At 56.7% G+C, this 21,720-nt stretch carries 21 protein-coding genes; 14 read left to right on the top strand and 7 right to left on the bottom strand.

Annotated features, from left to right (window positions below):
- The first annotated feature begins 88 nt into the window (after nt 1-88).
- The 6 genes from PYR66_11160 to clcB all read left to right on the top strand — a co-directional run bounded on the left by PYR66_11160 (nt 89) and on the right by clcB (nt 6,519).
- Nucleotides 89-361: a DUF1161 domain-containing protein gene (locus tag PYR66_11160; protein ID WEF30420.1), complete on the top strand. Its 273-nt coding sequence runs from the start codon at nt 89-91 to the stop codon at nt 359-361.
- A 148-nt stretch (nt 362-509) separates the two neighbouring features.
- The gene (locus PYR66_11155) at nt 510-2,945 is read left to right on the top strand and encodes a dimethyl sulfoxide reductase subunit A (protein ID WEF30204.1); all 2,436 of its coding nucleotides are present in this window, start codon (nt 510-512) and stop codon (nt 2,943-2,945) included.
- Between the two features lie 10 nt (nt 2,946-2,955).
- Entirely contained in the window at nt 2,956-3,573 is a 618-nt protein-coding gene (gene dmsB, locus PYR66_11150; protein WEF30203.1) for a dimethylsulfoxide reductase subunit B, read from the top strand.
- 1 nt (nt 3,574) lies between these two features.
- Nucleotides 3,575-4,432, top strand: coding sequence for a dimethyl sulfoxide reductase anchor subunit (locus tag PYR66_11145; protein ID WEF30202.1), 858 nt, complete (start codon nt 3,575-3,577; stop codon nt 4,430-4,432).
- 43 nt (nt 4,433-4,475) lie between these two features.
- The gene (dmsD, locus tag PYR66_11140; protein WEF30201.1) at nt 4,476-5,084 is read left to right on the top strand and encodes a Tat proofreading chaperone DmsD; all 609 of its coding nucleotides are present in this window, start codon (nt 4,476-4,478) and stop codon (nt 5,082-5,084) included.
- 139 nt (nt 5,085-5,223) lie between these two features.
- Nucleotides 5,224-6,519 (top strand): voltage-gated ClC-type chloride channel ClcB, encoded by a 1,296-nt coding sequence (gene clcB, locus PYR66_11135; GenBank protein ID WEF30200.1) that lies wholly within the window; start codon nt 5,224-5,226, stop codon nt 6,517-6,519.
- Here the strand turns inward: clcB and bioD are convergent.
- From bioD to PYR66_11120, 3 genes are all read right to left on the bottom strand, one after another.
- Nucleotides 6,472-7,167: a dethiobiotin synthase gene (gene bioD / locus PYR66_11130; protein WEF30199.1), complete on the bottom strand. Its 696-nt coding sequence runs from the start codon at nt 7,165-7,167 to the stop codon at nt 6,472-6,474. The two genes, clcB and bioD, sit on opposite strands and share 48 nt — an antisense overlap.
- A 127-nt stretch (nt 7,168-7,294) precedes the next feature.
- Complete coding sequence (locus PYR66_11125; GenBank protein ID WEF30198.1) at nt 7,295-8,515, bottom strand: ROK family transcriptional regulator; 1,221 nt, start codon at nt 8,513-8,515, stop codon at nt 7,295-7,297.
- Between the two features lie 124 nt (nt 8,516-8,639).
- Nucleotides 8,640-9,542, bottom strand: a complete 903-nt coding sequence (locus PYR66_11120) for a LysR family transcriptional regulator (GenBank protein WEF30197.1) — start codon at nt 9,540-9,542, stop codon at nt 8,640-8,642.
- 131 nt (nt 9,543-9,673) lie between these two features.
- Here PYR66_11120 and PYR66_11115 point away from each other — a divergent pair, with 131 nt between their 5' ends.
- The 3 genes from PYR66_11115 (at nt 9,674) to asr (ending at nt 13,298) form a co-directional block, all read left to right on the top strand.
- Complete coding sequence (locus PYR66_11115; GenBank protein WEF30196.1) at nt 9,674-10,924, top strand: MFS transporter; 1,251 nt, start codon at nt 9,674-9,676, stop codon at nt 10,922-10,924.
- Nucleotides 10,925-11,214: 290 nt separating this feature from the next.
- Nucleotides 11,215-12,702, top strand: a complete 1,488-nt coding sequence (locus PYR66_11110; GenBank protein WEF30195.1) for a carboxypeptidase M32 — start codon at nt 11,215-11,217, stop codon at nt 12,700-12,702.
- A gap of 173 nt (nt 12,703-12,875) precedes the next feature.
- Entirely contained in the window at nt 12,876-13,298 is a 423-nt protein-coding gene (asr, locus tag PYR66_11105) for an acid resistance repetitive basic protein Asr (protein WEF30194.1), read from the top strand.
- A gap of 159 nt (nt 13,299-13,457) precedes the next feature.
- On the opposite strand, the gene PYR66_11100 is transcribed toward asr, so the two are convergent.
- Nucleotides 13,458-13,715, bottom strand: coding sequence for a hypothetical protein (locus PYR66_11100; GenBank protein ID WEF30419.1), 258 nt, complete (start codon nt 13,713-13,715; stop codon nt 13,458-13,460).
- On the bottom strand, nt 13,715-14,332 hold the full coding sequence (locus PYR66_11095; protein WEF30193.1) for a LysE family translocator: 618 nt from the start codon (nt 14,330-14,332) through the stop codon (nt 13,715-13,717). The genes PYR66_11100 and PYR66_11095 overlap by 1 nt, the downstream gene beginning before the upstream one ends.
- Before the next feature lie 116 nt (nt 14,333-14,448).
- Here PYR66_11095 and PYR66_11090 point away from each other — a divergent pair, with 116 nt between their 5' ends.
- Together PYR66_11090 and PYR66_11085 are read left to right on the top strand one after the other, a co-directional pair.
- On the top strand, nt 14,449-15,363 hold the full coding sequence (locus PYR66_11090; GenBank protein ID WEF30192.1) for a LysR substrate-binding domain-containing protein: 915 nt from the start codon (nt 14,449-14,451) through the stop codon (nt 15,361-15,363).
- Nucleotides 15,364-15,959: 596 nt separating this feature from the next.
- Nucleotides 15,960-16,772, top strand: coding sequence for a serine protease (locus PYR66_11085; GenBank protein ID WEF30191.1), 813 nt, complete (start codon nt 15,960-15,962; stop codon nt 16,770-16,772).
- A gap of 61 nt (nt 16,773-16,833) precedes the next feature.
- Here the strand turns inward: PYR66_11085 and mdtI are convergent, their stop codons facing one another.
- Nucleotides 16,834-17,163, bottom strand: coding sequence for a multidrug/spermidine efflux SMR transporter subunit MdtI (mdtI, locus tag PYR66_11080; GenBank protein ID WEF30190.1), 330 nt, complete (start codon nt 17,161-17,163; stop codon nt 16,834-16,836).
- Nucleotides 17,150-17,512 carry a multidrug/spermidine efflux SMR transporter subunit MdtJ gene (gene mdtJ, locus PYR66_11075; protein WEF30189.1) on the bottom strand — a complete coding sequence of 121 codons (363 nt, stop codon included), beginning with the start codon at nt 17,510-17,512 and terminating at the stop codon, nt 17,150-17,152. The genes mdtI and mdtJ overlap by 14 nt, the downstream gene beginning before the upstream one ends.
- A gap of 448 nt (nt 17,513-17,960) precedes the next feature.
- Between mdtJ and PYR66_11070 the strand changes: the two genes are divergently transcribed.
- The 3 genes from PYR66_11070 (at nt 17,961) to PYR66_11060 (ending at nt 21,714) form a co-directional block, all read left to right on the top strand.
- Entirely contained in the window at nt 17,961-18,995 is a 1,035-nt protein-coding gene (locus tag PYR66_11070) for an AI-2E family transporter (GenBank protein ID WEF30188.1), read from the top strand.
- 221 nt (nt 18,996-19,216) lie between these two features.
- Nucleotides 19,217-20,872, top strand: coding sequence for a malonate decarboxylase subunit alpha (mdcA, locus tag PYR66_11065; GenBank protein ID WEF30187.1), 1,656 nt, complete (start codon nt 19,217-19,219; stop codon nt 20,870-20,872).
- Nucleotides 20,872-21,714 carry a triphosphoribosyl-dephospho-CoA synthase gene (locus PYR66_11060; protein ID WEF30186.1) on the top strand — a complete coding sequence of 281 codons (843 nt, stop codon included), beginning with the start codon at nt 20,872-20,874 and terminating at the stop codon, nt 21,712-21,714. Before mdcA ends, PYR66_11060 begins: the two co-directional genes overlap by 1 nt.
- Nucleotides 21,715-21,720 lie beyond the last annotated feature (6 nt).

Here is a 21,720-nt window from a genome sequence, read left to right as displayed (position 1 = left end):
GGGAATATTCCAATCATTTTAGCAAATACAATTGTTTACACCAATTCTGCTATGCTTAAAACTGGATAACGTCAATAAGGAGCTTATGATGAAACTATCCCCATGGCTATGCGCGACCCTACTGCTGGGCTCGACATCCGTACTGGCAGCGCCGGATTCCTGCGAGCGGGTGAAAGGCGAGATCCAGCAAAAAATCGTCAATAACGGCGTACCGGCTTCTGGTTTTAGCCTCGCGATCGTTCCTAACGATCAACCAGACCAGCCCGGCGCTCAGGTTGTCGGCCACTGCGCCAACGATACCTTCAAGATAATCTATACCCGCAGCGCCGACGCTGCCGCGACGGATACCGACGCTCAATAACCCCCACTTTCAAGTGAAGGATCTTATCTCCGGTTGACCGGGGATAAGATTCGTCTACCCCTAATTAAGTATTATTCCTCACCCATGCGCCAGCAATGACCCGGTAGCTGGCGGCATTTCGCATAATAAAAATCATGGAGTGAGCACAATGTCTTATCCTGAACATCCCGGCGGTCTCAGCCGTCGCACGCTAATTAAATCCTCGGCGATCGGTTCCCTGGCGTTGGCCGCTGGCGGTCTGTCGCTGCCCTTCAGTCTGCGCGCCGCGGCAGCGGCTGTTCAGCACGCTGTCGGAGGTGAAGAAAAAATCGTCTGGGGCGCTTGCTCCGTCAACTGCGGCAGCCGTTGCGCGCTGCGCCTGCATGTTCGCGATGACGAAGTGGTATGGGTCGAAACCGATAACACCGGTCACGATGTCTACGGCGACCATCAGGTTCGCGCCTGTCTGCGCGGGCGATCCATTCGCCGTCGTATCAACCACCCCGACCGCCTCAACTACCCCATGAAACGTGTCGGCAAACGCGGTGAAGGAAAATTCGAGCGTATTAGCTGGGCGGAGGCGCTGGACGCGATCGCCGGCAATCTGGCGCGAGTCGTAAAAGAGTACGGCAACGAAGCGGTCTACATTAATTACTCTTCCGGCATTGTCGGCGGCAATATGACCCGCTCATCCCCTTCCGCTTCGCCGGTCATGCGGTTGATGAACTGCTACGGCGGTTCACTCAACCAGTACGGTACCTACAGCACGGCGCAGATCGCCTGCGCGATGCCCTATACCTACGGTAGCAACGACGGCAACAGCACCTCGGATATTGAAAACAGCAAACTGGTGGTGATGTTCGGCAATAACCCGGCGGAAACCCGCATGAGCGGCGGCGGCATTACCTGGTATCTTGAGCAGGCGCGCGAACGCTCTAACGCGCGAATGATCGTTATCGATCCGCGCTACACCGATACCGCCGCCGGTCGAGAAGATGAGTGGATCCCGATTCGCCCCGGTACCGATGCCGCGCTGGTGGCCGGTATCGCCTGGGTGTTGATCAACGAAAACCTGGTTGACCAGCCGTTCCTCGATCAATACTGCGTCGGCTATGATGAAAAAACGCTGCCAGCTGACGCCCCGGCCAACGCTCACTACAAAGCCTACATCCTTGGCCAGGGCGATGACGCTACAGCCAAAACGCCGCAGTGGGCTTCACGTATTACCGGTATTCCCGCCGATCGCATCATTAAACTGGCGCGTGAAATCGGCATGACCAAACCCGCCTATATTTGCCAGGGCTGGGGCCCGCAGCGTCAGGCGAACGGCGAACTGGCGGCTCGCGCTATCGCCATGCTGCCGATTTTAACCGGCAACGTCGGTATCAATGGCGGCAACAGCGGCGCCCGCGAATCCACCTACACCATCACCATCGAACGCCTGCCGGTGCTGGAAAACCCGGTGAAAACCGCCATCTCCTGCTTTAGCTGGACCGATGCTATCGCCCGCGGGCCGGAAATGACCGCCACCCGCGACGGCGTGCGCGGTAAAGAGAAGCTGGATGTGCCAATCAAATTCCTGTGGAACTACGCGGGCAACACCATTATCAACCAGCATTCCGACATCAATAAAACCCACGATATTCTGCAGGATGAGCGCAAATGCGAGATGATCGTGGTCATCGAAAACTTTATGACCTCGTCGGCGAAGTATGCCGATATCCTGCTGCCGGATCTGATGACCGTAGAACAGGAAGATATTATTCCTAACGATTATGCCGGTAACATGGGCTATCTGATTTTCATCCAGCCCGCCACCTCGGCCAAGTTTGAACGCAAACCTATCTACTGGATCTTAAGCGAGGTGGCGAAACGCCTCGGCGACGACGTGTACCAGCGTTTTACCGAAGGTCGTACCCAGGAGCAGTGGCTACAGTATCTGTACGCCAAAATGGTTGCCAAAGACCCGGCACTGCCGAGCTACGACGCGCTCAAGCAAATGGGCATTTACAAACGTAAAGACCCGAACGGCCATTTCGTCGCCTATCGCGATTTCCGCCGCGATCCTGAAGCGCATCCGTTGAAGACCCCCTCAGGAAAAATCGAGATCTACTCCAGCCGCCTCGCCGACATCGCTAACCAGTGGCAACTGGAAAAAGACGAGGTCATCAGCCCGCTGCCGGTGTATGCCTCCACTTTTGAAGGCTGGGACGATCCGCTGCGCAGCCAATTCCCGCTGCAGCTGTTCGGCTTTCATTATAAGGCGCGCACCCACTCCAGCTACGGCAACGTTGATGTGCTGCAGGCCGCTTGTCGTCAGGAAGTCTGGCTTAACCCTATCGACGCGGAGAAACGCGGAATTAAAAACGGCGACATGGTGCGGGTGTTCAACCCGCGCGGCGAGCTGCGTATTCCGGCTAAGGTGACGCCGCGCATCATGCCCGGCGTCTCGGCCATGGGCCAGGGAGCGTGGCACGACGCCAATATGGCTGGCGACCGCATCGACCATGGTGCCTGTATGAATACCCTGACGACTCATCGGCCTTCGCCGCTGGCAAAGGGGAATCCACAGCACACCAATCTGGTCGAAATCGAGAAGGTTTAAGGAGTAAACCATGAGCACGCAATATGGATTCTTTATCGATTCCGCCCGTTGCACCGGTTGCAAAACCTGCGAGCTGGCCTGTAAAGACTACAAGAACCTGACGCCGGACGTCAGCTTCCGCCGTATTTATGAATATGCTGGCGGGGGCTGGCAGGAGGACAACGGCGTCTGGAACCAGAACGTTTTTGCCTATTACCTCTCCATCGCCTGCAACCATTGTGAGGACCCGGCCTGTACCAAAGTCTGTCCGAGCGGGGCGATGCACAAGCGCGAAGACGGTTTTGTGGTGGTCAACGAAGAGGTCTGCATTGGTTGCCGCTACTGCCATATGGCCTGCCCGTACGGTGCGCCGCAGTACAACGCCGCCAAAGGTCACATGACCAAGTGCGATGGGTGCCACGAGCGCGTGGCAGAAGGCAAGAAGCCTGTCTGCGTCGAATCCTGCCCGCTACGCGCGCTGGACTTCGGGCCGATTGCCGAACTGCGTGAAAAACACGGCCAACTGGCCGCCGTCGCGCCGTTGCCGTCGGCGCGCTTCACGAAGCCAAGCATCGTCATTAAACCTAACGCCAACAGCCGCCCGTGCGGCGATACCACCGGCTATCTGGCTAATCCGAAGGAGGTCTAAAATGGGAAATGGATGGCATGAATGGCCGCTGGTACTGTTCACGGTTCTCGGACAATGCGTCGTTGGCGCGATCATTGTCAGCGGTCTTGGCTGGATGTCGCAGACAGGCCAGCGCGACGCGCAACAGCGACTGGTTCGCGGCATGTTCTTTATTTGGCTGATGATGGGGATCGGCTTTCTCGCCTCAGTCATCCATCTGGGTTCGCCGCTGCGTGCGTTTAACTCACTGAACCGCGTCGGCGCATCGGCGCTGAGCAACGAAATCGCCAGCGGCGCCCTCTTCTTCGCCGTAGGCGGATTGTGGTGGCTGCTGGCGGCGCTGGGAAAAATGCCTGCGGCGCTCGGTAAAATCTGGTTGCTGATCACCATGCTGTTGGGTCTGATGTTTATCGTGGCGATGACCCGGGTCTATCAAATCGACACCGTGCCGACATGGTACACTGGCTACACCACCAGCGCGTTCTTCCTGACGGCGCTGCTGAGCGGGCCGCTGTTCGCCGCCCTGCTGCTGCAGGCAGCGAGAATCAACTTTAACGGCTGGTTTTTTGCCGCCATCAGCGTTGCTGCGCTGATGGTTAGCGCAGCGGTGATGGTTCTACAAAGCGCCGACCTCGGCGTAATCCACAGTTCAGTACAGCAGGCGAATACTTTATTGCCGGAATACGGCAGGCTGCAGGTGCTGCGGCTGGTCCTGCTGGCGCTCGGCCTCGGCTGCTGGCTATGTCCGTTGATTCGCCGTCAGTCGCCGCGCGTCGCCGGGCTATGGGTTGGTCTGGTGTTGGTATTGGTCGCTGAATGTATTGGCCGGGGCCTGTTTTATGGTCTGCATATGACCGTGGGTATGGCGGTTGCGGGTTAATGAGACGGCGCGCCAACGCGCGCCGCAGTAAGGAATTAAAGTCATGATGCAAATCCTAAACCGCGACGCTGTCGCGTTAAGCGCCCGAACGTTGGGCGCGCTGTTCTCTTTTGCTCCGGACAGCGAGCAAAATGCGCCGTTAGTCGCCGCCTTCCAGGACGGTACCTGGCAGCCGCAGTGGCCATTTCCAGTAGCGGATTCGCTGGTCACGGGTTTTGCCGCCATGAGCGACGAAACGCTGCCGGAAGCCTGGCAGCGCTTGTTTATCGGCCCGTGGGCGCTGCCAGCGCCCCCATGGGGCTCGGTCTGGCTGGATAAAGAATCCGTACTGTTCGGCGATTCAACGCTGGCGCTGCGCGAATGGATGCGGACAAACGGCATCGCGCTGGATATCGAACGTAACGAACCGGAAGACCATTTTGGAACCTTACTGCTGCTGGCGGCATGGCTGTGTGAAAGCCAGCAGGATGAAGCATTTGCGCAACTGCTCGCCTGGCATCTACTGCCGTGGTCCGGGCGCTTCCTCAGCGTCTTTACTGAGCACGCCGGGCACCCGTTCTATCAGGCCCTGGGGCAACTGGCGCAGACGACGCTGGCGCAATGGCAGGAAAATTTGCCCATCGCCGTGGCGGAAAAACAGCTGTATCGTTAACTCCCCGCCGCGTCGACGCTCCGGCGCGGCTTTTTATGCTTTCTCACCCAGGATAAAAACAGGCGGCATTTATAGCTTTTGCATCTAAGGTTATTCCCTATCACAATAACGCTATGACTCCCGAACCTCGCAGCCACTGATGCAACGTCTTCATAATTACCCCGATATTCAGGTGATGTTTCGCCGCCTGCTCATCGCCACCCTAATTGGCATTCTCGCCGCGCTGGCCGTCGCGCTGTTTCGCCACGCCATGATGGTGCTGGAAACGCTATTTCTCGGCAACGATAGCGGCAGTCTGGTCAACGCCGCGCAGTCGCTGCCATGGTGGCGCCGGCTGCTTACCCCGGCGCTGGGCGGATTAGCCGCAGGGACATTACTGTGGTTGTGGCAACGGCGCAGCGTGGAGCGTCCGCACGCGGCGACCGATTACATGGAAGCGCTGGAAACCGGCGACGGTTGCTTCGACGTTCCGGCAAGTCTCGTTAAATCCCTGGCGTCGCTACTGGTGGTGGTCACCGGCAGCGCCATTGGCCGCGAAGGCGCGATGATCCTGCTGGCTGCATTGGCCGCTTCGCTGTTCGCCCGTCGTTTCACGCCGCAGTCCGAATGGAAACTGTGGGTCGCCTGCGGGGCCGCCGCGGGGATGGCCAGCGCGTATCACGCGCCGCTGGCGGGTAGCCTGTTCATCGCCGAAATTCTCTTTGGCACGTTGATGCTGGCCTCGCTTGGTCCAGTGGTCATCTCAGCGGTCGTCGCGCTACTGCTCACCAACCTGCTGAATGACACTTCCGCGCCGCTCTATCATGTTGTATTTCAGCAAAACCTGACCGTCCTGCATTATGGTTTAATGCTGGCGACCGGTCTGCTGGCAGGGCTGTGCGGCCCGCTATTTATCTGGTTAATGAGCTACAGCCATCGTTGTTTCGTAAAACTAAAACTGTCGCCGCCGTGGCAATTGGCGTTGGGGGGGCTTATTGTCGGCATGTTGTCGCTCGTTACCCCCGCGGTGTGGGGCAACGGTTATAGCGTGGTGCAAAGCTACCTGCTGTCGCCGCCGCTGTTTAGCGTAATCGTCATCGTCTTTGCCTGCAAACTACTGGCGGTGCTGGCCAGCAGTGGTTCCGGCGCCCCGGGCGGCGTATTTACCCCGACGCTGTTCGTCGGGCTGGCGATGGGCATGCTATTTGCCAGCTTCAGCGGGCTGTGGCTGCATGGCGATCAGGGGATGGCGATTATGATTGGTCTCACCGGGATGGCGGCGTTCCTCGCGGCGACAACCCATGCGCCGATTATGTCGACCCTGATGATATGTGAAATGACCGGGCAGTATATGCTGCTGCCCGGTCTCCTGGTTGCCTGCGTACTGGCGTCAGTGCTATCGCGGACCCTACGCCGGGATTCGATCTATCGCCATTACGCTGCCGAGAACGTCTAGATCAACGTACTGGCTTAGTTCACGCTGCTCAGCGCGCGGTAGATAAGGCAGTTCGCCAATCAGCGGCGCCGGCAGCTTTTTGCGCAGTACATCAATGATTTCGGCGTAGTGGGCCAGCCCCGGGTTAATACGGTTCGCCACCCAGCCGATCAGCGGCAAACCATCACTGGCGATCGCCTGGGCAGTCAGCAGGGCATGGTTGATACAGCCTTCCTGAATTCCCACCACCAGCACCACCGGCAACTGTTCCTGTACCACCCACTCTGAGAGCGGACGCAAATCGTTCATCAGGCTGCGCCAACCACCGGTGCCTTCAACCACAACGTGCTCAACCTTACCGCTGAGCTGCTGCAGGCCGTCGCTTAATAAGCTGTAGTTAATCGGGCAGCTGTGCGCCACGCTGCTTTCTTCTTCACTTAAGGCTATGGGATTGACAGCATCATACGGCAGCGACAGCGTTGACACGCTCTGTAATACCAGCGCGTCTTTGTTACGCAGCCCGTCCGGCGTCTCTTTGCTGCCCTTCGCCACAGGCTTATACCCGGCGACGCTTTTACCGCTGGCAGCAAGTGCCTGCAGCAGCGCACGGGAAACCACTGTCTTCCCGACAGCGGTGTCAGTACCTGTTATAAAGAAACGCTTAAACATCACTAACCCCACAGTTATGTTAACGAAAGATACATAAGAGAAATAATAAACTGTGGGAAAAGTCTACGCGAAGCCACCAGAGCCCAGATTGAGATAGCGCAATTTTTGGTGCGACTATGAAAAAATGTTAACCCTGTAACAGTCGGATCAGCAACGATCCGTTATAGAGGGCATCTTTCACCAGTGCCGCGCCAGCCATCGTTCCGCGGTTGGAGAACTGTGTGCTTTCAACCGCGATATGGCGGCTGTACGCCGGTAGCGCCTGTTGCCGAATACAGTCAGAAATTGCTGGAAACAAAATATCGGCAGCCTGGTTAAACGGCGACCCGATAAGAATTTTTTGTGGGTTAAACAGGTTAACCATGATGGCGAGAATGCGCCCAACGTGCGTGCCGACGCCGGTAATAATGTCCCGCGCCAGCAAATCGCCCTGCTGCGCGGCCTGGCATAGCCACTCGACGCTCAATTGCTGCTGATGCAGCATCGAGCTCATGGATTTCGCCATTCGCATCTGCGCCAGTTCCAGCACGCTTTCGACGCTGGCGATGGTTTCCAGGCAACCGTGGTTGCCGCAGTAACAGCGTTTGCCGTAAGGGTCGACCTGGGTATGGCCGATTTCCACCAGGCTGCTGCTGCCAGCGTGCAGCAGGCGACCATCGGTAATCACCCCGGCGCCGACGTTATGGTCGATCACCACCTGGATGACGTCTCGCGCGCCACGGGAAGCGCCAAACAGCGATTCCGCCATCGTCCAGGCGCTGATATCGTGCTGAATGTAGACCGAGACCCCGGTATGGTTGGCCAACACTTCGCCAAGCGGCATGTCTTTCACGTCGTCATAAAACGGCATGCGGTGGATGATGCCGTTTTCGGTATCAATAATCCCCGGCATGGTAATGGCGATGGCGGTCAGACGCTCCAGCTTCTTTTGGTGACGAATAAAAAACTGGTCGATATGATCGATGATCCGCGTCAGTAGCGGTTGCGCATGCTGCAGTGGTAGCTCCAGCTGCTCTTCCACCACCAGCTTGCTGCTCAGGTCGCGCAACGCCAGATGGATTTCACCGCGGTTGATGCGCAACGAAAGGTAGTGCCAGGCCTCGGTTTCGACCATCAGCCCGACCGCCGGGCGACCGCGGCTGCCCGGCTCCTGGATTTCCGTTTCCTGCACCAGGTGCGCTTCCAGCATTTCGCGGACGATTTTGGTGATACTGGCAGGCGCCAGTTGCGCAAATCGGGACAGGTCGATACGCGACACCGGGCCAAGCTGATCAATCAGGCGATACACGGCTCCTGCGTTGGTCTGCTTTATTTGATCGATATGGCCTGGTTGACTATCCGCTACCACCGTTGACTCCCTTTATTTTCGCGCTTCGAAATAAACTTTCGGCTATGGTGAAGCACTTCGATGGTACACGTCAAATTTTTACTTAGCCTTGTGATTTGCCGCACGTTTTTGACCGATTTTTGTCTCATTTTGCCAGGGCGGCAGCGGCGAGGAGATAGTCGCGAAAACGCTGCGCCGCCAACCCCTGCTCGCGGTGTTTGGCCCACACCAGCCACATTTCCGATACCGCATCCGGTTCGCTAATCGGCAGCCAGCGCATTTCGTTCAATTGTACCCGCTTAAACGACGCGGGCAGGATCGACACACCAAGGCCAGAAGCCACAAGGCCGATAATCGTCATCGCCTCGCCCACCTCTTGCGTAATCACCGGCGCAGTCCCGTAGCGACGCATTAACCCCAAAATATCGTCGTACAAACCGGTACCGACGTGCGGGTCGAAAAATACGAATGGTTCACGCGCCAGTTCAACCAGACTGACCGTATGCTGGCAAGCCAGAGGATGATCGCCGGGCACCATCGCCAGTAACGGCTCACGCAATACCCTTTCCCAACACAGGGTTTCCGGCAACTGCGTATTGCGCATCAGGCCAAGATCGAGCGCCCCTTCATTCAGCGGCATAATTTGCTCACGAGTATTGGTTTCACGGGTCTGAATATGCACATCGGGAAAACGACGGCGAAACGTCGAGAGCGTATCGGAAACCGCTTTAATAAACGGTGCCGACGAGGTAAAGCCAATGCGCAGCTCGCCGGTCTCGCCATGGTGCAGACGCCCGGCGCGGGCGGCGGCATCTTCCACCTGCGCCAGAATTTGCCGGCTATCGGCGAGAAACTGTTTTCCTGCCGCCGTCAGGCTGACGCTGCGGTTGGTACGGGCAAAAAGACGCGCGCCAATCTGTTGTTCCAGAATCTGAATTTGCTGACTTAACGGCGGTTGGGAGATGTTCAGACGCGCCGCCGCGCGACCAAAATGCAGCTCTTCCGCCACGGCGACAAAGTAACGCAAATGACGCAGCTCGATATTCATATTTAAAACGTCTTATTTGAGATTATTAATATATTAGACGGAATATTTACAATTTTATACCCTAAAAATGTGAGCTGAATGGTCACATCAGTTTGTTTGTAATCCAGCTGTATATAAGCAAGGAATTCTCCGTGAGTAACACAACAACCGCTGACACCGCACCGGCGAGTGACGTCAGAGATAAGGTCGTTTCCCAGCCAAATCAATTCATTAAACGCGGCACGCCGGCGTTTATACGCGTCACCCTGGCGCTGTTTTCCGCCGGACTGGCTACCTTCGCCCTGCTTTATTGCGTACAGCCCATTCTGCCAGTGCTGTCGAGCGAGTTCGGCGTAACGCCTGCCAGTAGCAGTATCTCACTGTCGATTTCCACCGCGATGCTCGCCGTCGGCCTGCTGTTTACCGGCCCGCTGTCGGATGCCATTGGCCGCAAGCCGGTGATGGTCACCGCGCTGCTGCTGGCGGCGTGTTGCTCGTTATTATCAACGGTGATGACCAGTTGGCACGGCATTCTGATCATGCGTGCGCTGATCGGTCTGTCGCTCAGTGGCGTGGCGGCTGTTGGCATGACTTATCTTAGCGAAGAGATCCATCCAAGCTTCGTGGCATTTTCGATGGGGCTGTACATCAGCGGCAACTCGATTGGCGGCATGAGCGGCCGTCTGCTCACCGGGGTATTTACCGATTTCTTCGGCTGGCGCGTGGCGCTGGCGGTCATTAGCGGCTTCGCGCTGGCAGCGGCCATTATGTTCTGGCGTATCCTGCCGGAGTCGCGCCATTTCCGCCCAATGTCGCTGAAACCCAAATCGTTGCTGATTAACTTCCACCTGCACTGGCGCGATCGCGGCCTGCCGTTGCTGTTCCTCGAAGGTTTTCTGCTGATGGGCGCGTTCGTCACCCTGTTTAACTATATCGGCTACCGTTTGATGATGTCGCCGTGGTCGTTGAATCAGGCAGTGGTCGGCCTGCTGTCGGTCGCCTATCTGACCGGGACCTGGAGCTCGCCGAAGGCTGGTGCGCTGACGGTGCGTTACGGCCGTGGTCCAGTGATGCTGTTCTTTATTGCGGTGATGCTGTTTGGCCTGTTGATGACGCTGTTCTCGCCGCTGTGGCTGATTTTCATCGGCATGCTGCTGTTCTCCGCCGGTTTCTTTGCCGCTCACTCGGTCGCCAGCAGTTGGATCGGCCCAAGAGCGCGCCGCGCCCGCGGCCAGGCCTCATCGCTGTATCTGTTTAGTTATTATTTGGGATCCAGCATTGCGGGGACATTAGGCGGGGTATTCTGGCACAACTACGGTTGGAACGGCGTCGGCGGCTTTATTGCGCTGCTGCTGATGGCCGCACTCCTGACCGGCGCCTGTTTGCACAACCGCCTGAAATAACCTTTAGCGACGTGGCCCTTGCGGGTCACGTCCGCTCACCACAGCCCGAGTACCGACGGTAATCCCAACAGTTCTCTGAGAGCATCCATAGAGAGCAGTGCGAAAAACACCCACGTGAACGGATTCATACTCGCCTCCGCTGACAGCCAGCGCCTGAATTAAGTTTAGCCGAGGGTAAACCGCGCCGCTGGCAAAAAGTCGCCGCTCGCGACTCGACCAAATCCTGTCGACACGATAGTGTAGAACCGGACAATCGATACTTTCCCACTCGCTACAGGCCAGAAGAGACTATGACTGAAAATAACAACTATCAGCAGCTCACCCGCACCTTCCAACGCCTTTCCCGCTTCTCTCATCTGGCCGCTATCGCCGGTTGGGATATGTTCGCCATGATGCCGCCCGGCGGCAGCCGCGCACGCGGCGAAGCGCTGGCGGAACTCGGCGTGCTGCAGCACCAGATTTTAACCGACAAGAAGGTTGGTGAATGGCTGGAGCACGCGCAGCAGGAAGACCTTAATGACCTGGAGCAGGCCAACCTGCGCGAAATGACTCGTCAGTACCAACAGGCGGCGCTGCTGCCGGAAAGTCTGGTGGAAGCGAAATCGCTGGCCGGCAGTCGCTGTGAACACGCCTGGCGCAGCCAGCGCCCGGCCAACGACTGGCAGGGTTTTGCCGAAAACCTGCGCGAGGTAGTTAAACTCAGCCGCGAAGAGGCGCAGATCCGCGCCGAAGCCAAAGGATGCTCACGCTACGACGCGTTGCTGGATATTTTTGAACCCGATATGACCAGCGCGCGCCTCGACGTTCTGTTCGCCGATCTTAAATCCTGGCTGCCGTCGCTACTGACCAATGTCGTTGATAAGCAAGCGCAACAAACGCGGCTTGCGCCACAGGGGCCATTCGCCGTTGCCGATCAGCGCGAGCTGGGGCTGGAAGCGATGCGGGTACTGGGGTTTGATTTTGACGGCGGGCGGCTCGACATCAGCGCCCACCCGTTCTGCGGCGGCGTCCCGCAGGATGTCCGCATCACCACCCGCTACAATGAGAGCGATTTACTGAGCGCCCTGTTCGGCGTGATCCACGAAACTGGTCACGCGCGCTATGAGCAAAATCTACCACGCAACTGGGTCGATCAGCCGGTGGGGCTGGCCCGTTCAACCGCCATTCACGAATCGCAGAGTTTGTTCTTCGAAATGCAGCTTGGCCGCAGCGAAGCATTCCTCGACCGCCTGCTGCCCGCCGTGCGGCAGCGTTTTGGCGACCAGCCAGCGTTCAGCGCAGAGAACTTTATCGCCTGGAACCAACGCGTGAAGCCAGGCTTCATTCGCGTCGATGCCGATGAAGTCAGTTATCCGGCGCACGTCATTCTGCGCTACGAAATCGAGCGCGCGCTGATCGACGGCGAGATTGACGTTGACGATATTCCGACGCTGTGGGATGAGAAAATGCAAAGCTGGCTGGGTATTTCGACCACCGGTAACTATCGCGATGGCTGTATGCAGGATATTCACTGGACCGATGGCGGCTTCGGCTATTTCCCTTCCTACACGTTGGGGGCAATGTACGCCGCGCAGCTAATGGCCGCCGCCAAACGCGCGCTGCCTAATCTTGCGCAGGACGTGGCCAACGGCGACTTCCATACCCTGTTCGACTGGCTGCGGCACAATATCTGGCAGCACGGCAGCCGCTTCACCACCTCGCAACTGATTAAAAATGCCACCGGCGAAGATCTCAACAGCGACTACTTCCGCCAGCATCTTACCGCCCGTTACCTCTAAACCTTCTGCGCCGGGGCCTGCTCCGGCGCGCGATTCCTGTGTACATTCACATTGTACAAACGGTTACATGCCGATACCAAACACTCACGGAAAGCTCGAAAAGACAAGCATATAGTTATTTCAACGGCCCCGCAGTGGGGTTGAAATGAAGAAAACTTTTCGAGGATATCAGAATGAAAAAAGTATTAGCTCTGGTCGTTGCCGCTGCTATGGGTCTGTCTTCCGCTGCTTTCGCTGCTGATGCAGCAAGCACCACTCAGGCTCCGGCTGCTGCAACTCACAGCACCACTGCCAAGACTACGCATCATAAAAAACACCACAAAGCTGCCGCCAAACCTGCTGCAGAACAGAAAGCACAGGCTGCCAAGAAACACAAAAAAGCCGCTGCTAAACCAGCTGTAGAGCAAAAAGCTCAGGCTGCGAAAAAACACCACAAAAAAGCGGCAACCAAACCCGCTGCACAGAAAGCGCAGGCCGCTAAAAAGCACCACAAAACTGCCGCTAAGCCAGTAGCACAGAAAGCTCAGGCTGCGAAAAAACATCACAAAGCCACCAAACACACCGCGGCTAAACCAGCTGCACAGCCAGCTGCATAATCTTCCCGCTTAGTCTGGTATCGTGTAAATCGGCGCTGTTTCAGCGCCGTTTTTTTCTGGAGAGCGCTATGCTGCGACGTTATCGTTTTGAGCTCATCCTGATACTGCTGATTATCTGCGCGCTGGTGGCAACACGTTTTTTCCTCTACTAGGCAGGCGTTAATCATCCCCTTCAATGGGAAAACCGGCTTCACGAATAGCCTGACGACTATCGCTGACTCCCGCAGCATACCCGGCTTCAATCTCACACACCGGGCTCGCGCTGGATAAAGGTAAGCGAATCGGCGTCGCCAGTTGACGTTCCAGTTCGCGGATCTTTTGCCGTGCCATAAGTAGCTCCTGCGCCAGCTCCTCCACCTTTATTTCTGTTGTCGCGCCAGCCGCTAGCGCCTGTAATAGCGTTTCATCGATCGTCATCATGTCCCCCATCTCTGCAGCAACTGCCAGGAATTATAGCCAAAACCGTACAATGCCATCGTCAACAACAACAGCGCTGAAATTTTCGTGAGCAGACGGACCCGCGTGGGTTGCAGCCAACGATCAATCGCCAGGATATATAGCGACAGTACACCAAGATCGATAGCTGCCCAAAGAAGGGTCAGCAGTCCCAGACTGAGCCCAAATTCGCCGGTGACCGGGACAAACTGTGGGAAAAAGGCGGCAAAAAACAGGATATCTTTGGGATTACTTAATGCCGTAATAAATCCTTTTCCCACCCCACCACGCATTTTTTTCACCTCTGACAACGTCTCTTCATCACGCCACATCGCCAGCCCGAGGACGGCAATGTAGACGGAACCGCCCAGCGCCAGCAGCGTGAGCGCCAGGGGATCCACCGCTACCAGCCCGTATAGCATCATCGCCGCGAAGGTTATCAGTAACAATGACGCCAGATGACTGCCAAACATAGTCCGTATTGCGCAAGTCGCCCCTTCCCGCGCCGCCGTCCCCGTCACCAGCATCACCACCGGGCCCGGCGTGGCAACCAGCGCCAATACCGTCAGGCAATAGGCCATTAACAAAGAATAATTCATGAAATTGACTCACCCTCAACGTGGAAAAAACCGCATTTTCCCCTTCAATTTGAGAGTTGAAAAACGATCTATCCTGAGTTTGAATGTGAGTTTTACTCAACATAGATAAAAGAATAATGTCGATGCCGCCGCTGTACGCGCTCCGCGCTTTTGAAACCGCCACCCGCCTTGGTTCGTTCAGCAAGGCCGCACAGGCGCTGCACGTCACTCCTGGCGCCATCAGCCGCCATATCAGTACCCTGGAAAGTTGGTTTAACTGCCAGCTATTCACGCGCCATGGTCCCAAAGTCACCGTTAGCGCCGCTGGCGAACGGTTAGCCTCCGCCCTCGGCGAGCATTTCGCCGCCATCGAACACGCTTGCCAGACTCTGCGTCAGCAGGCCGGAAAACTGCGGTTGAAAGCGCCATCGACCTTGACCATGCGTTGGCTGTTGGATGCACTGCAGCAATTCCGCCAGCAGCATCCGCAGCCGGTGATTGAGATGAGTAGCGTATGGATGGATCGCGATAGCGTTGATTTTACCCGCGAACCCTATGATTGCGCGATTCTGCTGGGCGATGGCGACTTTGGTGAGGAGAACGCCAGGCAACTGCTGTTCGCTGAATGGTTGATCCCACTTTGCGCGCCGGGGATGCTGGCGGCGGCGCGGCGCGATTTGTCCGCCTGCCCACTGATCCACCCCACGACCGATCGGCGCGACTGGCAGCGCTGGCTCAAGCAAAGCGGACGCCTGGCCCCACAGGGAATGGCGCAAGGGATGATTTTTGATACCCTGGAACAGGGAAATATGGCGGCGATGAGCGGCCACGGCGTTTCGGTAGGCGATCTCTTGCTAAGCCTGGAAACCATCCGCGCCGGGCTGCTGGCGACCCCCTTCCCTGAGGCGGTCGCCACCGGCGAGGGGTACTACCTGGTATGGCCGAAAAACAGCCTTAACGTACAACCGATCGCACTATTGCAGGCATTTTTGCTGGCGCATCTTCCCGGCCCCGTACCCACCGATATCCTTCGTCTCGGCACACCCGCGTGATAACGCTCGCCACTACATCGCATGTACGGCTTCAATCACCAGGTAGCCCATCGCTCCCCACATCAGAACCGAAACCAGTGAAACATAAACTAATGCGCGAATACCTTGTTTAGACATACACCCTCCCGCTGCGGGATCAGACATTACGCTTATGATCGCCGGGAGAACCTCTCTTTTTATTCAACGAAACCTGTCGGCTGCGATGTTTACGGTGAGAAAATGTTTCGCAGTGAAAATAATTGAGAAGATGGTAAAAAAACGCCAACATCCCTAAACTTTTTCGCCTTCCTGGCGACTGAAATACTCGCGATGAACGGCATTTTGCGAATGACCAGCAACGCAAATTGATTATTTTATCGACGCCTTACGTACGTTCCGATACACGAATTATGTTGCGTTGACCGGCGCTTTCTGCGGAAATGGCAACGGCAGAGATAAAGTGTTAACCATTTGAATTAACATGGTTCTTTCACGACAGAAATGAAGTTCGGAGTGGTTTTAACCGCCGTTTGGCTTAATTAGAATTATTCTTAACTTTCATAAACTTAAATCTCCTGCTACTTTCAATAGACATAATTATCTCCCCAGAGAGTGATATGCGTAGAGACGTACTGTTATTACTGTGTTCGTTTTGTGTATTTCCCCTGTTTGCTCATGCTGATGATGACAACATGAGCGCAAAAGATATCAAAACGCTCTTTTTCGGCCATGACGACCGTAAAGCGGTCAGTAATCCGGCCGATTCCCCCTGGGATGCTATCGGCCAGTTAGAAACCGCCAGCGGTAATCTGTGTACCGCCACATTGATTTCACCTCATCTGGCATTAACCGCCGGGCACTGCCTGTTGCAGCCGCCGAAAGGCAAACCGGATAAAGCCGTCGCGCTGCGCTTTATCTCGCGTAAAGGCAACTGGGTTTATGAAATTCACGGTATTGATGGACGCACCGACCCGTCGTTAGGCAGACGGCTCAAAGCGGACGGCGATGGCTGGATTGTGCCTTCCGCTGCCGCGCCGTGGGATTTCGGCCTGATCGTCCTGCGCTATGCGCCTGGCGGCATTACGCCAATTCCGATCTTTAGCGGTGATAAAGAAGCGCTGACCGCAGCGCTGAAAGCGGCAGACCGCAAGGTCACGCAGTCCGGCTATCCGGAGGATCATCTGGATAGTCTTTATAGTCACCAGGACTGTCTGGTCACCGGTTGGGCGCAAACCTCAGTGCTTTCTCACCAGTGCGATACTCTGCCGGGCGATAGCGGCTCCCCGCTGTTGTTGAAGACTGATGACGGCTGGCGGGTGATCGCGGTACAGAGCTCGGCACCGGGGCCGAAGGATCGTTACCGCGCCGATAACCGGGCCATTTCGGTGACCGGATTTCGCGACAAACTGGAAGCATTAGCCAACGAGTGATTAGCGATGCGTACGGTACCGCGCCCCCGCTCCGCCGCCTGCTCCCGCAGGCGGCATAACATCAAGCCAGTTTAATCAACACCATACCGACGACCAGCAACACAACGCCAGCCCAGCCTTTATGGTTCAAACGCTGGCCGAAAAGGATCCATCCCGCAGCGAGGGTCGCGGCAATACCAAACCCGCCCCACAGGGCATAAGCGACGGAAAGATCGATACCTTTTACCGCTTGCGACAGGGCGCTAAAGGCGCCCAACACCGCCGCCAGCGACAGGATGCCGTAGAACTTGCGTCGGAATCCGTCGGAGAATTTCAGCAATACGTTAGCGGTAATTTCCAGCACAATTGCCAGCGCCAGCCAGGCGCCATGGATCCACTCAAACTGTTGCATGAGCCGTCTCCTTACGCTGTTTTACCGCTTTTTTGGTGCCGGATTTAATCAGCACGATACCCGCGACCAGGGTGACCAAACCGGCGATTTTCACGCCCGACAGGCTTTCATCGAACAACAGCACGCTAAACATGGTAATCAACAAAATACCGATACCTTCCCACAGCGCATACGCCACACCGAGAGCAATTTTTTTAACGGCGAAGGCCAGGAAAATATAAGAAAGCGCAATCATTGCCAGCATTAAAATATAACCTGTATGACCGCCGCTAACGCTTGCCCATTTCATAAACAGCGTGCCGGTAATTTCAGCGACAATAGCTAAGGCTAATAAAATCCAATAAAACATAATCCCTTCTCCTGCTTGAGAATATAATCCTTGGCGGCTTACAAAGGTAAACCGAAAAATTCTGACGTAGGTTTAGCCGTGCGCGGTGCGCCAGCTCAGGCAGAAAGAATGGGACTATAGCGCTGAGCGCCAGTGCTGTTCGCCAGCAAATCGAGAGATGGTGAGAGGTAATGCGAGATGAGTTGATAAATAAAGGCTGAACTGATTGTTCATAAAATTACAATTACCCGCGGTGTTGCTTCTCGTCATTGCGGAAAAAAATTGTCCTCGGTAGTTAAACACAAGTAAATTTGTACCATAGTGCTACAATTAACTCAAAGTCTTTGCAATTCTTTACGTCTAACTTCCGATTTAGATTAGCTTTTTCTCAAGCTGATCTTCATCATAAAAACGCATAGCAAAGTCGCTATGATCAAGGAAGTTTTTCACCCCCATAGCAAGGAATCCAATGGCTAAACCCATCATTACCCTTAATGGACTAAAGATCGTCATCATGCTGGGCATGCTGGTTATCATCCTCACTGGCATCCGCTTTGCCGCCGATATCATCGTCCCGTTTATCTTAGCGCTGTTCCTTGCGGTGGTGATTAACCCACTGGTACAGCTGATGGTACGCTGCCGGGTGCCGCGCGTATTGGCCATCTCGCTGCTGGTCGGCTTAATCGTCCTGCTGGCGGTCGTGTTGTTGGCATCGCTAGGCACCTCGCTCAATGAGCTGGCGCGTACCCTACCGCAGTATCGCACTTCGCTGTCGGAGCCATTGAAGACGGTGACGCCGTGGCTGCAGCGCTTTGGCTTTACCGTCTCCGTCATCGAGCTGAACAAATATATCGATCCCAACGCCGTGATGACGTTAGTCACCGGTCTGTTGACGCAACTGTCGAATGCCATGTCGTCCATTTTCCTGCTCCTACTGACCGTGGTATTTATGCTGTTGGAAGTCCCGCAACTGCCCGCCAAGCTACAGCAGCTCATGGCGCGGCCGGTTGAAGGCATGGGCGCAATTCAGCGGGCGATCGATAGCGTGTCGCACTATCTGGTGCTGAAAACCGCTATCAGCCTGGTGACCGGGCTGGTGGTCTGGGGCATGCTGGTGCTGCTGGACGTGCGTTTTGCCTTTATGTGGGGGCTATTGGCCTTCGCGCTTAACTATATTCCTAATATCGGTTCGGTGCTGGCGGCCATTCCGCCGATTTTGCAGGTGATGGTTTTTGGCGGCCTGTACGAGGCGCTGATCGTCGCCGCCGGTTATCTGATCATCAACCTGGTGTTCGGCAATATTCTCGAACCACGCATTATGGGCCGTGGATTGGGGCTCTCAACGCTGGTGGTCTTCTTGTCGTTGATATTCTGGGGCTGGCTGTTGGGGCCGGTCGGCATGTTGCTCTCGGTACCCTTAACTATCATTGCGAAAATTGCCCTTGAACAGACCAACGGCGGTCAGAGCATTGCTTATTTACTCAGTGACCTGAGTAAAGAATAAATCCGTTACGGGCTGGCTGATTTGCCAGCCCCCTTCCTCGTCTTTCCCTCGTAGACTGCAACTCCTTTTTTATTATTGATCCCCATCACAATCAGGCTCATCCAATCATTACTCTCAGGCTAACGATTGGCCGCTGTGCTTAATTGATGCGCTACGCCGCGCATCGCACACTAACTTCCACCAGGACAAACAAAACGATTTGTCGAATCAGGAGGTTAACAATGAATGCCGAACAAACGACGGGACGGGTCTGGAACCGTCGCCGGACGGAAAAACAGCGGCGACTGGCCGAAGCGAAGATCGCCGGTAAGGTCATCCCGACTGACCAACTGGTCAGCGTACTGGAAAATCTGCTCGCTCCCGGCGACCGGGTCGTGCTGGAAGGCAACAACCAGAAGCAGGCGGATTTCCTTTCCCGCATGCTGGCGGAGGTTAATCCGCAGAAAATTCACGACCTGCATATGATTATGCCCAGCGTCGGGCGCAGCGAACATCTGGATCTGTTTGAAAAAGGCATCGCCCGTAAACTCGATTTCTCTTTCTCCGGCACGCAAAGCCTGCGCATCTCGCAGCTACTGGAAGATGGGCTGCTCGAAATCGGCGCCATCCACACCTATATCGAGCTCTATTCACGCCTGTACGTTGACCTGTCGCCGAACGTCGCGCTGATTGCCGGCTATAAAGCCGACCGCAAAGGCAACCTGTACACCGGGCCAAGCACCGAAGATACCCCGGCGCTGGTGGAAGCTGCCGCCTTCCACGACGGCATTGTTATCGCCCAGGTCAATGAACTGGTGGATGACGAATGCGACCTGCCGCGCGTCGATATTCCCGGCTCGTGGATCGATTACGTGGTGGTCGCCGATAAGCCATTCTTTATTGAACCGTTGTTTACCCGCGACCCGCGTCTGATCAAACAAGAACACATCCTGATGGCGATGATGGCGATTAAAGGCATCTATGCCGAGCATCAGGTGCAGTCGCTAAATCACGGTATCGGTTTTAACACCGCCGCCATCGAACTGCTGCTGCCGACCTACGGCGAACAGCTCGGTCTGAAAGGCAAAATCTGTAAACACTGGACGCTGAATCCGCATCCGACGTTAATCCCGGCGATTGAGAGCGGCTGGGTGGAGAGCGTGCACTGCTTCGGCGGCGAGCTGGGGATGGAAGAGTACATCCGTGCCCGCCCGGATATCTTCTTTACCGGTCCGGATGGTTCGATGCGTTCGAACCGCGCCTTCTGTCAGTTAGCGGGGCAGTACGCGGTGGATATGTTCATCGGGTCGACCCTGCAGGTTGATGGCCTGGCCAACTCCTCCACCGTCACCCGCGGGCGGCTTTCCGGTTTCGGCGGCGCGCCGAATATGGGCCACGACCCGCACGGCCGCCGCCACGCCACCCCCGCCTGGCTCAATATGATCACCGAACCCGACCCGATGCAGCGCGGGAAAAAACTGGTCGTGCAGATGGTCGAAACCTTCCAGGCTGGCGTCAAACCGACATTCGTAGAGACTCTCGATGCAGTTGACGTGGCGAAAACCTCCGGCATGCCGCTGGCGCCGGTGATGATTTACGGCGACGACGTCACCCACGTGCTGACTGAAGAAGGCATCGCCTACCTCTACCGCGCGGAAAGCCTTGAAGAGCGCCGGGCGATGGTCGCCGCCGTTGCCGGGATCACCGATATCGGATTGGGCGTTGATGCCAAACGCGTCGCTGCGCTGCGCCAGAGCGGCAAAGTCGTCTACCCGGAAGATATTGGCATTCGCCGCAGCGACGCCACTCGGTCGCTGTTAGCCGCCGGTAGCGTCGCCGAGCTGGTGGAATGGTCTGACGGACTGTACAACCCACCGGCTAAATTCCGGAGCTGGTAATGAAAAAACTCTCCTCCCAACACGCAGAAAACCGCGTCAGCTGGCTGGCGCATACCGCCAGCGCCTGCCTGATTGACGAAGCCCGTCTGAGCCCGAAACCGGGACTGGTCGATAGCCGGGGCAACGGCGCGCACCAGGATCTCAACCTGGCGCTGATGGAGCGCTCCGCCCACAGCCTGCAGCCAACGTTCCACGCGCTGGCGCAGCAAAGCTGGCAACGCCCGGTCGATATCGCGCTGCGTGAAACCGTCGGCCGCCTGGGGCGTGAAGGCGAAGCGCAGATGATGCAGGCCACTGCTGGGGTCAATACCCATCGCGGCGCGATCTGGGCAATGGGCCTGCTGGTCAGCGCCGCGGCGATGTTGGGCGGAGAGGGTCACTCACAGGCGATCGCCGCCGCCGCCGCCGCCCTTGCCCGCCTGCCAGACGGTTTTGCGCCGAAAAGCTTTAGTAAAGGGTTGCGCGCCAGCCGCCGCTGGCAGGTCCCCGGCGCGCGCGAAGAGGCACAGCGCGGTTTTCCGCATATCACCACCCTGGCGCTGCCGCAGTTGCTGAGTAGCCGGGCGCTGGGCGCCAGCGAACAGCAAGCGCGACTCGATGCGCTGATGGCCATCATGACCTCGCTAAGCGATACCTGCGTGCTGTCGCGCGCCGGGATGAGCGGCCTGCAAACCATGCAGGAAGGCGCCCGCGAGGTACTGGCGGCGGGCGGTTGCGCCAGCGTCGCCGGTCGCGCCGCGCTGGCGCGCCTTGATACACAAATGCTGGCGCAAAACGCCTCGCCGGGTGGCGCGGCCGATCTCCTTGCCGCCACCCTGTTTCTCGACCGGGTTTCCGGCTAACGCATT

The organism is Klebsiella aerogenes (assembly GCA_029027985.1).
GTDB classification, from domain to species: domain Bacteria; phylum Pseudomonadota; class Gammaproteobacteria; order Enterobacterales; family Enterobacteriaceae; genus Klebsiella; species Klebsiella aerogenes_A.
Note: the sequence above shows the minus strand (reverse complement) of the source record. Positions and strands in the feature narration are given on the sequence as shown.

Bases quoted from the DNA above. Each gene is read 5' to 3' on its own strand.
- PYR66_11060 (WEF30186.1), top strand. From the start codon at position 20,872: ATGAAAAAACTCTCCTCCCAACACGCAGAAAACCGCGTCAGCTGGCTG.
- PYR66_11120 (WEF30197.1), bottom strand. From the start codon at position 9,542: ATGAATATCGAGCTGCGTCATTTGCGTTACTTTGTCGCCGTGGCGGAA.
- PYR66_11070 (WEF30188.1), top strand. From the start codon at position 17,961: ATGGCTAAACCCATCATTACCCTTAATGGACTAAAGATCGTCATCATG.
- mdtJ (WEF30189.1), bottom strand. From the start codon at position 17,512: ATGTTTTATTGGATTTTATTAGCCTTAGCTATTGTCGCTGAAATTACC.
- PYR66_11155 (WEF30204.1), top strand. From the start codon at position 510: ATGTCTTATCCTGAACATCCCGGCGGTCTCAGCCGTCGCACGCTAATT.
- PYR66_11095 (WEF30193.1), bottom strand. From the start codon at position 14,332: ATGAATTATTCTTTGTTAATGGCCTATTGCCTGACGGTATTGGCGCTG.
- PYR66_11090 (WEF30192.1), top strand. From the start codon at position 14,449: ATGTCGATGCCGCCGCTGTACGCGCTCCGCGCTTTTGAAACCGCCACC.
- mdcA (WEF30187.1), top strand. From the start codon at position 19,217: ATGAATGCCGAACAAACGACGGGACGGGTCTGGAACCGTCGCCGGACG.
- PYR66_11100 (WEF30419.1), bottom strand. From the start codon at position 13,715: ATGACGATCGATGAAACGCTATTACAGGCGCTAGCGGCTGGCGCGACA.
- asr (WEF30194.1), top strand. From the start codon at position 12,876: ATGAAAAAAGTATTAGCTCTGGTCGTTGCCGCTGCTATGGGTCTGTCT.
- bioD (WEF30199.1), bottom strand. From the start codon at position 7,167: ATGTTTAAGCGTTTCTTTATAACAGGTACTGACACCGCTGTCGGGAAG.
- PYR66_11160 (WEF30420.1), top strand. From the start codon at position 89: ATGAAACTATCCCCATGGCTATGCGCGACCCTACTGCTGGGCTCGACA.
- dmsB (WEF30203.1), top strand. From the start codon at position 2,956: ATGAGCACGCAATATGGATTCTTTATCGATTCCGCCCGTTGCACCGGT.
- PYR66_11145 (WEF30202.1), top strand. From the start codon at position 3,575: ATGGGAAATGGATGGCATGAATGGCCGCTGGTACTGTTCACGGTTCTC.
- dmsD (WEF30201.1), top strand. From the start codon at position 4,476: ATGATGCAAATCCTAAACCGCGACGCTGTCGCGTTAAGCGCCCGAACG.
- PYR66_11085 (WEF30191.1), top strand. From the start codon at position 15,960: ATGCGTAGAGACGTACTGTTATTACTGTGTTCGTTTTGTGTATTTCCC.
- mdtI (WEF30190.1), bottom strand. From the start codon at position 17,163: ATGCAACAGTTTGAGTGGATCCATGGCGCCTGGCTGGCGCTGGCAATT.
- clcB (WEF30200.1), top strand. From the start codon at position 5,224: ATGCAACGTCTTCATAATTACCCCGATATTCAGGTGATGTTTCGCCGC.
- PYR66_11110 (WEF30195.1), top strand. From the start codon at position 11,215: ATGACTGAAAATAACAACTATCAGCAGCTCACCCGCACCTTCCAACGC.